A 1755-nucleotide genomic window follows, 5' to 3' on the forward strand; every position below is an offset into this window, starting at 1 on the left:
TGGGGTGAAGTCGTAACAAGGTAACCGTAGGGGAACCTGCGGTTGGATCACCTCCTTACCTTAAAGAATCGAGTTACCTTTTGACGTAGTGCTCACACAGATTGTTTTGTTATTAAAAGAAAGAACGACCAAAGTTTTATTGCAAGCATTTGTTTTGTAATGGGGTGCGGCTTGAAGAGTGCGGAAGGAGCATACTTATGTATGTGACTGACAAGCGATGAAATCAAGCGCCACAGTACGAAGCAAAGGTGAAGCAAGAAACGGGGCTATAGCTCAGCTGGGAGAGCGCCTGCCTTGCACGCAGGAGGTCAGCAGTTCGATCCTGCTTAGCTCCACCACTTTGCGCAGTCTGCTTAGAGTCAGATTGCAAGCAGTTAAGTGTTAGGCAAGGCGACTGAGAAGCGAGTGAAGGAGCATACATCAGTATGTGACTGAGTGAGCGCCGAACCAAGCCGCAGCAAAACGCTTAATTGCGCAGCAAGCTGGAGGCTTGTAGCTCAGCTGGTTAGAGCGCACCCCTGATAAGGGTGAGGTCGGCAGTTCAAGTCTGCCCAAGCCTACCAATTCTACTTGGTTTTGTCATTTTCAAGCGCTGTGATACTCATGTGCTACTCGCACACTGCGTTTCTCGCGTTGAAACTGCCTGCACCAAACGAATTGGTTGATGTTTAGAGTCTTAATGAATAAGAAGGCTTATTGATTAAGGTTTTAACCTTAAACGTTCTTTAACAATTTGGAAAGCTGATATTAATAGTAATCAATCAAAAGAGTAACTGAGATTGAATATCGAAAGATGTTCTTTCACGCTGATACTCTACTTGACTTGAATTGCTTGTTATCGAAAAGCGCTGAAAAGCGTGTCAATCGGCAAGTCCGATTGATAATGAGATGACAAGGCAATTTCACGATTAGCTAGTCATCATACAGCAGAGAGCAATCTCACCTAACCCTGGACAAAAAGGCGGGGTAGGCGGTTGATATCCATCCTTTTAGGTTGTCGCAAACCTTTGGAATATCAACTAAACAGCTATGGAATCTTATGAGTCATGTCAATAAGAGGAAATAGCGAGTGATGGGTTTCTAGACGAGCGAAACGACGAGTGAGCGGAGGCGCATACGAATAGTATGTAACTGAGTGAACGAGGAAGCGCCGCGGAGTATAGGAAGCCAGCACGAAGCTATTTAGGGTTGTATGGTTAAGTGACTAAGCGTATACGGTGGATGCCTTGGCAGTTAGAGGCGATGAAGGACGTGTAAGTCTGCGAAAAGCTGTGGTGAGCTGACAAAACGCATTTGAGCCACAGATGTCCGAATGGGGAAACCCACCTGTTTACAGGTATCGTTACATGAATACATAGTGTAACGAGGCGAACGAGGGGAACTGAAACATCTAAGTACCCTTAGGAAAAGAAATCAACCGAGATTCCCCTAGTAGCGGCGAGCGAACGGGGAGCAGCCCTTAAGCTGCATAAGAAGTAGTGGAAGCCTCTGGGAAGTGGCGCGATACAGGGTGATAGCCCCGTACATGAAGAGTCTTATGTAGTGAAATCGAGTAGGTCGGGACACGTGTTATCTTGACTGAATATGGGGGGACCATCCTCCAAGGCTAAATACTCCTAACTGACCGATAGTGAACCAGTACCGTGAGGGAAAGGCGAAAAGAACCCCTGTGAGGGGAGTGAAATAGAACCTGAAACCGTATACGTACAAGCAGTGGGAGCCCCATCACTAAGTGCCTTAGTGGTGAGACTCACC

Annotated in this window: 2 tRNA genes and 2 rRNA genes; all 4 read left to right on the forward strand. The window is 46.7% G+C overall.

The features are described 5' to 3' along the window. A 16S ribosomal RNA gene (locus OPS25_RS15820) occupies positions 1-58 on the forward strand; the annotation flags it as partial. Between the two features lie 204 nt (positions 59-262). Beyond that, positions 263-338 (forward strand) — tRNA-Ala (locus OPS25_RS15825). Between the two features lie 148 nt (positions 339-486). Beyond that, positions 487-563 (forward strand) — tRNA-Ile (locus tag OPS25_RS15830). 631 nt (positions 564-1194) lie between these two features. Next, positions 1195-1755: ribosomal RNA gene (locus OPS25_RS15835) — 23S ribosomal RNA — on the forward strand; the annotation flags it as partial.

The organism is Alteromonas aquimaris, from assembly GCF_026183695.1.
Lineage (GTDB): Bacteria > Pseudomonadota > Gammaproteobacteria > Enterobacterales > Alteromonadaceae > Alteromonas > Alteromonas aquimaris.